At 73.5% G+C, this 8,237-nt stretch carries 9 protein-coding genes and 1 pseudogene; 5 read left to right on the forward strand and 5 right to left on the reverse strand.

Annotated elements, in window-relative coordinates:
• The coding region (locus tag BZY54_RS46380; RefSeq protein ID WP_143668353.1) for a MarR family transcriptional regulator at nt 1-380 on the reverse strand (380 nt) is incomplete at its 3' end.
• Between the two features lie 85 nt (nt 381-465).
• Between BZY54_RS46380 and BZY54_RS46385 the strand changes: the two genes are divergently transcribed.
• The 3 genes from BZY54_RS46385 to BZY54_RS46395 all read left to right on the forward strand — a co-directional run bounded on the left by BZY54_RS46385 (nt 466) and on the right by BZY54_RS46395 (nt 2,999).
• Entirely contained in the window at nt 466-1,536 is a 1,071-nt protein-coding gene (locus BZY54_RS46385; protein ID WP_086731346.1) for a Gfo/Idh/MocA family oxidoreductase, read from the forward strand.
• The gene (locus BZY54_RS46390) at nt 1,533-2,012 is read left to right on the forward strand and encodes a heme-degrading domain-containing protein (protein WP_086731347.1); all 480 of its coding nucleotides are present in this window, start codon (nt 1,533-1,535) and stop codon (nt 2,010-2,012) included. Before BZY54_RS46385 ends, BZY54_RS46390 begins: the two co-directional genes overlap by 4 nt.
• Before the next feature lie 90 nt (nt 2,013-2,102).
• Nucleotides 2,103-2,999 carry an LLM class F420-dependent oxidoreductase gene (locus BZY54_RS46395; protein WP_086731348.1) on the forward strand — a complete coding sequence of 299 codons (897 nt, stop codon included), beginning with the start codon at nt 2,103-2,105 and terminating at the stop codon, nt 2,997-2,999.
• 136 nt (nt 3,000-3,135) lie between these two features.
• On the opposite strand, the gene BZY54_RS46400 is transcribed toward BZY54_RS46395, so the two are convergent.
• From BZY54_RS46400 to BZY54_RS46415, 4 genes are all read right to left on the reverse strand, one after another.
• The gene (locus BZY54_RS46400) at nt 3,136-3,993 is read right to left on the reverse strand and encodes a fumarylacetoacetate hydrolase family protein (protein WP_086731349.1); all 858 of its coding nucleotides are present in this window, start codon (nt 3,991-3,993) and stop codon (nt 3,136-3,138) included.
• 216 nt (nt 3,994-4,209) lie between these two features.
• Nucleotides 4,210-4,923, reverse strand: a complete 714-nt coding sequence (locus BZY54_RS46405) for a YidC/Oxa1 family membrane protein insertase (protein ID WP_086731352.1) — start codon at nt 4,921-4,923, stop codon at nt 4,210-4,212.
• 124 nt (nt 4,924-5,047) lie between these two features.
• Nucleotides 5,048-5,362 (reverse strand): DUF6412 domain-containing protein, encoded by a 315-nt coding sequence (locus BZY54_RS46410; RefSeq protein WP_208640971.1) that lies wholly within the window; start codon nt 5,360-5,362, stop codon nt 5,048-5,050.
• Nucleotides 5,363-5,504: 142 nt separating this feature from the next.
• Entirely contained in the window at nt 5,505-6,032 is a 528-nt protein-coding gene (locus BZY54_RS46415) for a winged helix-turn-helix transcriptional regulator (protein ID WP_086731350.1), read from the reverse strand.
• Between the two features lie 192 nt (nt 6,033-6,224).
• On the opposite strand from BZY54_RS46415, the gene BZY54_RS46420 reads away from it, so the two are divergent.
• Together BZY54_RS46420 and BZY54_RS46425 are read left to right on the forward strand one after the other, a co-directional pair.
• On the forward strand, nt 6,225-7,634 hold the full coding sequence (locus tag BZY54_RS46420; RefSeq protein ID WP_086731351.1) for an MFS transporter: 1,410 nt from the start codon (nt 6,225-6,227) through the stop codon (nt 7,632-7,634).
• 103 nt (nt 7,635-7,737) lie between these two features.
• Nucleotides 7,738-8,237, forward strand: a pseudogene (locus tag BZY54_RS46425) (hypothetical protein); the annotation flags it as partial.

The raw sequence follows: 8,237 nt of genomic DNA on the forward strand, positions 1-8,237 counted from the left end.
GGACGGCGCCGCTCGCCGGCCACGGCGCCGTCCAGGTCGACGAGCACCGCCCGCACCTCGTCGCGGTCGACATGCACGCCCACCGCGTGCCCGGCCTCCGGGACCAGCCGCAGCACCGTGCGCGGCTTGCCCCCGGTGGACGCCCGCCGGCCCGCCTCCGCGGCGAGCCCCCGCTCGCGCAGCCGCGCGGTGATCTTGCTGACCGCCTGCGGGGTGAGCCCGGTCCGCTCGGCCAGCTCCAGCCGGCTGATCCCCTCCGCTCCCGCCCTGCGCAGCAGGTCGAGCACCAGCGCGGTGTTGTGGCTGCGCAGGGCGAGCAGGTTCGCCCCGGCGTCCGCACCGCGCGCCACACCCACCCCTCTCACCGCCGTCGTGTCCACCCGTCCGCCCCGCCTTTCCCGCTGCTCACCTCACCATTCTGCCCCGAGCTTGCACTTAGGCAACAGCGTTGCGAAAGTAGGATCCATGACTGGCACCCCCCTCCGCGTGGGCCTCGTCGGCTACGGCCTGGCCGGCTCGGTCTTCCACGCCCCGCTGATCGCCGCGACCGAGGGCCTGGTCCTCGACACGGTCGTCACCTCGAACCAGGAGCGACAGGCACAGGCCCGGGCCGAGTTCCCGGACGTCCGCCTCGCCGCCGGCCCCGACGAGTTGTTCGCCCGCGCCGACGAGCTCGACCTGGTGGTCGTCGCCTCCCCGAACAAGACGCACGTCCCGCTCGCCACGGCGGCGCTCCAGGCCGGCCTGCCGGTGGTCGTCGACAAGCCGGTCGCCGGTACGGCGGCCGAGGCGCGCGACCTCGCGGCCCTGGCCGAGGGGCGCGGACTGCTGCTGTCCGTCTTCCAGAACCGCCGCTGGGACAACGACTTCCTGACCCTGCGCCGGCTGATCGCCGACGGCGAGCTGGGCGACGTATGGCGGTTCGAGTCGCGCTTCGAGCGCTGGCGGCCGAAGCCCAAGGGCGGCTGGCGCGAGTCCGGCGACCCGGCGGAGATCGGAGGTCTGCTCTACGACCTCGGAAGCCACGTCGTCGACCAGGCCCTGGTCCTCTTCGGGCCGGTCACGCAGGTGTACGCCGAGTCGGTGATCCGCCGCGCGGGTGCCGAGACCGACGACGACACGTTCATCGCGCTCACGCACGCCGGCGGCGTCCGCTCCCACCTGTACGTCTCCGCCACGGCCGCCCAGCTCGGCCCGCGCTTCAGGGTGCTGGGCTCGCAGGCGGGCTACGTCAAGTACGGTCTGGACCCGCAGGAGGCCGCGCTGCGGGAGGGCGCCCGCCCGGGTCCCGAGGGCTGGGGCCGGGAGGACGAGTCCCTGTGGGGTCGTGTGGGCGCGGGTGAGTCACCGGTGACCGGCGGCGGCCGTCCCGTGCCGACCCTGCCCGGCGACTACCCGGCGTACTACGCCGCCGTGGCCGCCGCCCTCCGCGAGGGCGCCCCGAACCCGGTGACGGCCCATGAGGCGGCCGCGACCCTCGACGTCCTGGAGGCGGCCCGCCGCTCGGCCCGCGACGGAGTGGTGGTGCAGCTGTGACCGCGAACCCGGAACTCACCCCCACCATCGAGGAGCTTCAGGCGCAGGAACGCCGCCTGGTCTTCCGCCGGTTCAGCCACGAGGACGCCTGGATCCTCGGCTCGCTGCTGGTGGAGCTGGCGCGGGAGCGGCAGGCGCCGGTGGCCATCGACATCCACCGCGCCGGCCAGCAGCTCTTCCACGCGGCCCTGCCCGGCTCCACCCCCGACAACGACGCCTGGATCGCCCGCAAGCGCCGGGTGGTGGAGCGCTACGGCTCCGCCTCCTATCTGGTCGGCGCCCGCTTCCGGGCCAAGGGCACGACCTTCGAGGACTCCTCCCGCCTGGACCCCGACACCTACGCGGCCCACGGCGGCTCCTTCCCGATCAACGTCGAGGGCGTCGGCGTGATCGGCGCGGTCACGGTGTCGGGCCTGCCCCAGTTGGAGGACCACCGGCTCGTGGTGGAGGCGCTGGAGGCGTTCCTGGACAGGTAGTCCCCTCGGGGGATTACCGGCGAGGTCCCGCGGGTTGGGGTGCGTGTACGCGAGATGATCACGACACCCCGCCCGGAGGGATCGGAACCCATGAGCGACACGACAGCCTCGCTGCAGGAAACAGCCTCATTGAAGGAGACGGTCGGACGGTACGGCGTCTGGAGCGTCGGCCTCCGCTCGGAGGACCCGGCTCGGCGCGGTGACATCGCCGAGGCCGCCGCAGAACTGCAGGAGCTCGGCTACGGCACCGCCTGGCTCGGCGGCAGCAGCTCCGCCGCCAACGCCGCCCCGCTGCTGGAGGCGACGTCGACGCTCGCCGTCGGCACCAGCATCCAGAGCATCTGGCAGCACGACGCCGAGGCGAGCGCGGCCGGCTTCACCGAGCTGGAGGCGGCCCACCCCGGCCGTTTCGTGCTGGGTCTGGGGGTGAGCCACGCCAAGCTCGCGGAGCAGTACCAGCGTCCGTACTCGGCCCTGGTGGCCTACCTGGACGCCCTGGACGCCGCCGGGGTACCCGCCGGACGCAGGGTGCTGGCCGCGCTCGGCCCGAGGACGCTCCGGCTGGCACGGGACCGGGCGGCGGGCGCGGTCCCGTACCTGGTCACTCCGGAACACACCGCGCGGGCCCGGGAGATCCTGGGCGAGGCCCCGCTGCTGGCCCCTGAGTTCAAGGTCGTCCTGGACGAGGATCCCGTCCGCGCCCGCGCGACCGCCCGCGACTACCTCGCGATGTACCTGGAACTGCCCAACTACACCAACAACTTCCTGCGCCTGGGCTTCACCGAGGACGATGTGCTGCACGGCGGCAGCGACCGCCTGGTCGACGCGGTGTTCGCCTGGGGCGACGACGCCCGGATCCGCGACCGCGTCGAGGAGTTCCACGCGGCGGGCGCGGACCATGTGGCGGTCCAGGTCGTGACCGGGACGGGCGACCGGGACGAACTCCCGAGGGCCGAGTGGCGCAGGCTGGCCTCTCTCCTCGGCTGAGCGCGGGACAGGGGGCCGCGGGGGCTGTGCCGGCGTGCGGCTCCGCCGCGCGGGCGCGCCGAGCCGCAGCGGTGCGGGAGGCACTACGGCGCGGCAGACACAAGGACACCGCAGGCCCCGCGCCCCGGCGGAGCGCCTACGCGTCCTTCAGCTCCTGCCGCTGCCGCCCCAGCCCCTCGATCTCCAGCTCGACCACGTCGCCGGACCTCAGGAAAGGCTTCGGCTCCGGCTGACCGAGCGCCACCCCCGCCGGGGTGCCGGTGTTGATGACGTCGCCGGGGTAGAGGGTCATGAACTGGCTGACGTAGCGCACGACTTCCGCGACCGGGAAGATCTGCTCGGCGGTCGTGCCGTCCTGCTTCAGCTCCCCGTTGACCCACAGCCTCAGGGAGAGGTTCTGCGGGTCGGGCACCTCGTCGGCCGTGACGAGCCACGGCCCGAGCGGGTTGAAGGTCTCGCAGTTCTTGCCCTTGTCCCAGGTGCCGCCCCGCTCGATCTGGAACTCGCGCTCGGACACGTCGTGCGCCACCGCGTACCCGGCCACGTGGGCGAGCGCCTCCTCGTGCGACTCCAGGTAGCGGGCCGTACGGCCGATGACGACCGCCAGCTCCACCTCCCAGTCGGTCTTGGTGGAACCGCGCGGCACGAGCACGGTGTCGTCGGGCCCGACCACCGTGTCGGCCGCCTTGAAGAAGATCACCGGCTCGGCGGGCGGCTCGGCGCCGGTCTCCCGGGCGTGGTCGTGGTAGTTCAGCCCGATGCACACGACCTTGCCGATCCGGGCGAGCGGCGGCCCGATCCGCAGCCCGGTCGCGTCCAGCGCCGGCAGCTCCCCGGCCTCGGCGGCGGCCCGGATCCGGCCGAGCGCCGCGTCGTCGGCGAGCAGCGCCCCATCGATGTCCGAGACGATTCCAGAGAGGTCACGCAGGGTGCCCTCGGCGTCCAGCAGCGCGGGCCGCTCCGCCCCGGCCGTACCGACTCGCAGCAGCTTCATGTTCCCCATCTCCCTCGATCGCGGGCAGCCCGGCCGAGCGACGCGGCCCGGATGCGGCGGACGCGGCCGTCGGAGGACTGGTCGATCCTCCAAGGTCGCAGTCCAGTCCGCAATACCCCGTTCACGTACTGGACCGTAGCCGGGCCCGTGGCTTGGACGGCACGCACCGGCCCGTGACCGACGTGCACTCCCGTGCGGGCGATGAGTGATGAGCGATCAACGGTAGAGCACCGCCCGCTCGACCGCGCTCCATGTCGTGCTGGTCACCACGTACAGCGCGGCGGCCAGCGGCACCACAGCCACGGTGACGAGCGTGAAGTAGGACATGAACGGCATGGCCCTGCCGACAGCGCCGAGCCCGGGAGCCTGCTCCCCGCCACCGACGGCGACCGCGCCGCCGGCGGCCATGGTCCGCTTCGTCCGGAGGAAGTTGAAGGTGGCGACGACGGCCACGACCGCGAACAGTCCGACGTACACGAGCCCGGACGCCCCGAAGACCTGGCCGTCCGCCAGGACGTCCGCCCACCGCCCGCCGAGCGGGGCGGCGAGCAGCCGGTGGCCGAGCAGCCCGTTGCCGTCACCGCCGATCGTCGTGCTCGAGAACAGGTGGTAGAGCAGGAAGAAGGCGGGCAGCTGGAGCAGGCTGGGCAGGCAGCCCGACAACGGCGACACCTTCTCCTCGGCGTGCAGTTCGAGCACCGCCTTCTGCAGCCTCTCGGGATCCTTCCGGTACTTCTCCCGCAGCTCGGCGACCCTCGGCTGGAGCGCGGCCCGGGCCCGCTGTCCGCGCGCGGCGGCCCGGGAGAGGGGATGGACGAGGAGTCGTACGAGCGCGGTGAACAGGACGATCGCGGCGGCTGCCGCGGAGGCGTGGAAGAGCGGCTGGAGCAGGTCGGCGAGTCGCTCGACCAGGTTGGCGAAAGCCGACAGCAGTGCGGACATGGGTGAGCCCTCCGGGGTCTCGTCGTGCCGGGGTGATGACGTGGCGGCATGACGACCGGACCCGCACAGGGCTTGAAGGCACGGGGCCTTGAAGGAATGGAAGAGGTGCGCCCTACGCGACGACGGTCGTCGGGAGGGCGTGTCCGGGCGCTCGGGGCCGTCGCCGGCCCGCGGCGTCGGGATCGCGCTGCGGCAGGAAGGCCGTACGGCGGGCCCGGTCGCGGATGGCCGTGCGCACGCGGGTGGGCGGCATGACGGGCACGGAGCGCGCCGCGAGCAGGGCGCAGGCGACGAGCGCCGCCCCGGCCGCGACGGTCGCGGAGAGGCTGCCGGTGTCGAGCAGCGAGAGCTGGAGGACGAGGAGGACCAGGAGAAGCAGGAACAGCAGCACGGGAGCGAGTCGCGCACCGGCCCGGTGACGGATCACGGTCGACTCCCCTCCTCACGCAGGGGCTTTCGCCGCCCCGCTGTCCGCCTGTCTCGCTGTCTCGTTCCAGCCGTTGTACGTACCAGGCCGTTATGGCCGTTGTACGTACCAGGCCGTTATGGCCGTTGTGCGTACCAGGCCGTTATGCAGGATCGATCTCGAGCGGCTGCAGGAGCCGCTTCGGCCGCAGCAACGCGCGGCTGACCGGGTCCGCCGGGTCGGGGTCGAGTCCGGGTCCCGGCACCATGAGGACGTCCCGGACGGGCACGATGGTTCCGCAGGCGGGGCATTCGCCGTACGGCCCGAGTTCGGTGCCGCAGTCCGCGTGCCGGAAGCAGCGCAGCTGCTCTTCCCCGAAGTGCTCGCGCCCCCACAGGCCGAGCGCGCGCAGGGTGGGCCACAGGGCGATCCCGCGCTCCGTCACGACGTACTCGTCCCGGGGCGGCGACTCCTGGTACCGCCGCTTCTCGAGGATGCCCTCGGAGGTCAGCGTCTGGAGCCGGGCGGCGAGGACGGCTCGGGGGGCGCCGAGGTGGACCAGGAAGTCGTTGTAGCGCCGGACGCCGTAGAGCGCGTCCCGGACGACGAGCAGCGTCCAGCGCTCCCCGACGATCTCCAGCGCGCGGGCGATCGAGCACTCCTGCGTCGCGTAGTCCTTGCCCAGTGCCATGCGATCCACTGTAGCCACTTTTCGACAGATGGGTTCATTCACCGAACCGAGGATGCTACGGTGCAGGAGAGACCTAGTTCAATGACCGAACCGTCCCGGGAGCGTCGCCCGAACCGCCGGCCGGACCGCCGGCCGGACCGGAGACCGGGCGCGCAGCCATCTCCCCGCCCACAGCCCCGGAAGGACAAGGCAATGACCGGGCTCGACTCCCCCACCACGGCACACGCCACGACACGCACCGCGGCGGGACCCCGGGAAGGCCGCCGGGACTCGCCTCCCCGCCCCCGGGCCACCCTCGCCGTGACCAGCGCCGCGACCGCCGTGGCCCTGATGACCTACACGGCGCCGATGGTCACGCTCCCCGACACCGCGGCCGCCCTGCACACCTCCCTCTCGTCCCAGGCCTGGCTGCTCAACGGCACCCCGCTGGGCCTGGCGGCTCTTCTGCTGGTGGCCGGCAGCCTGGCCGACGACCACGGCCGCCGCCGCGTCTTCCTCGCGGGCACGCTGGCGCTGGGCCTGACGACCGCCCTGGGCGCGTTCTCGACGTCGACCTGGCAGTTCACGCTGGCCCGCATCGCCCAGGGCGCGGCGAGCGCCGCCCTGCTGGCCAGCAGCCTGGGCCTCGTCGTCCACGCCTTCCCGACCCCGCGCGGCCGGCTCCACGCGACCGGCGTCTGGGGGGCCTTCGTGAGCGGCGGCATCGCGGTCGGCCCGCTGGTCGCGGGCGCCCTGCCGAACTGGCGGATCGGCTACGGCATCCTGGGCGCGGCGGCGCTGGTGGTGACGGCGCTCGGCGCCCGCGCCCTGTCGGAGTCACGTGCTCCGAGGGACGGCCGGCCGGACGTACCCGGAGCCCTGGCCTTCGGCCTGGCCCTGGTCGCGCTGGTGGCGGCCCTGACTCTGGGCCGGGACGGCTGGCTCCGGCCCTCGGTGGGAGTTCTGCTCGCGGCGGCGGTGCTGCTGGTGGGGGTGTTCGTGGCGGTGGAGCGCCGAACGGCCGCCCCGATGATCGACCTGTCCCTGCTGCGCCACCCGCCCTTCCTGGCGTCCTCGGCGGGCGGCCTGTTCACGGGCCTGGCGGTGATCGGCCTGTTCAGCTTCCTGCCGGCCCTGTTGCAGCAGACGCTCGGCCTCTCCCCCATGGCCACCGCCTGGCTGTTGCTGCTGTGGTCCGGCCTGAGCTTCGCCGTCGCGCTCCTGGCGAGGCATCTGGCGGGACGGCTGTCCCCCCGCCTGCAACTGGCCCTCGGCTTCGTCCTGCACGCGGCCGGCGTCCTGACGATGCTGGGCGCGATCGGCTCCGGTTCCTGGGCGCGCCTGCTCCCCGGGCTGCTGGTGGGCGGCGTGGGCAGCGGCCTGCTGAACGCGGCACTGCCGCTGGTCGCGGTGGACTCCGTACCGGCGCAGAGGGTGGCGATGGGCTCCGGCGCCCAGCAGACCTTCCGCTACATCGGCTCCTGCGCGGGCGTCGCCCTGACGATCGCGATCGCCACGTCGGCGGGCAGCCCGGCGCACGGCGCGAACACAGCGATCCTGGTGTCGGCGGGACTGGCCGTGGTGGGCGCGCTGACGGTGGTGGGGGCACGGGGACGACGCTGAGGAGAGCACGGGACGGGGCTGTGAAGTCCGGAGTGCGCACACTGCGCGGTCCTGGCCAGCAGGTACCTCTCTTTTGTCACTGCCCGGCAGTACCGTGTCCCCCATGCGCCCCGACACGCCGCCCGCCGACACCGTCGACCACGCCGCCGAAGCGGCCCGCCTGGAGCGGACCGCCCGCCTGTACCCCGAGGACGCCGAGGCCCTGCTGCTCCGGGCCGCGGCGCACCTGGAACTGTCCGGCGACCGCCCCGCCGCGACGGCCCTGTACGACCGTCTGCTCTCCTCCGGCGACGGCCTGGAGAACCCCCACCTGGTCCGCGCCCTGAAGGCCTCCAACCTGTGGGAGTACGACCACGAGGCGGAGGCGAGGGCGATCATCGAGGGCATCCGCACGGCCGCGCCCGGGGACCCCGCCCCCTGGGTCATCGTCGCCGAGTCCCTGGAGTCCCACGACGAACTGGAGGCGGCGCACAAGACGTTCACGGAGGGGGTGGAACTGCTGCTGGCGGACGTCCCGGAACCCCCGTACGCCACCCACCCCCTCCTCTTCGGCCGCCACCGCGTCCGCAGAATGCTGGGCGCGGTGGCGGCCGAAGAGGAGGG

This window comes from Streptomyces carpinensis (genome assembly GCF_002154505.1).
Lineage (GTDB): Bacteria > Actinomycetota > Actinomycetes > Streptomycetales > Streptomycetaceae > Streptomyces > Streptomyces carpinensis.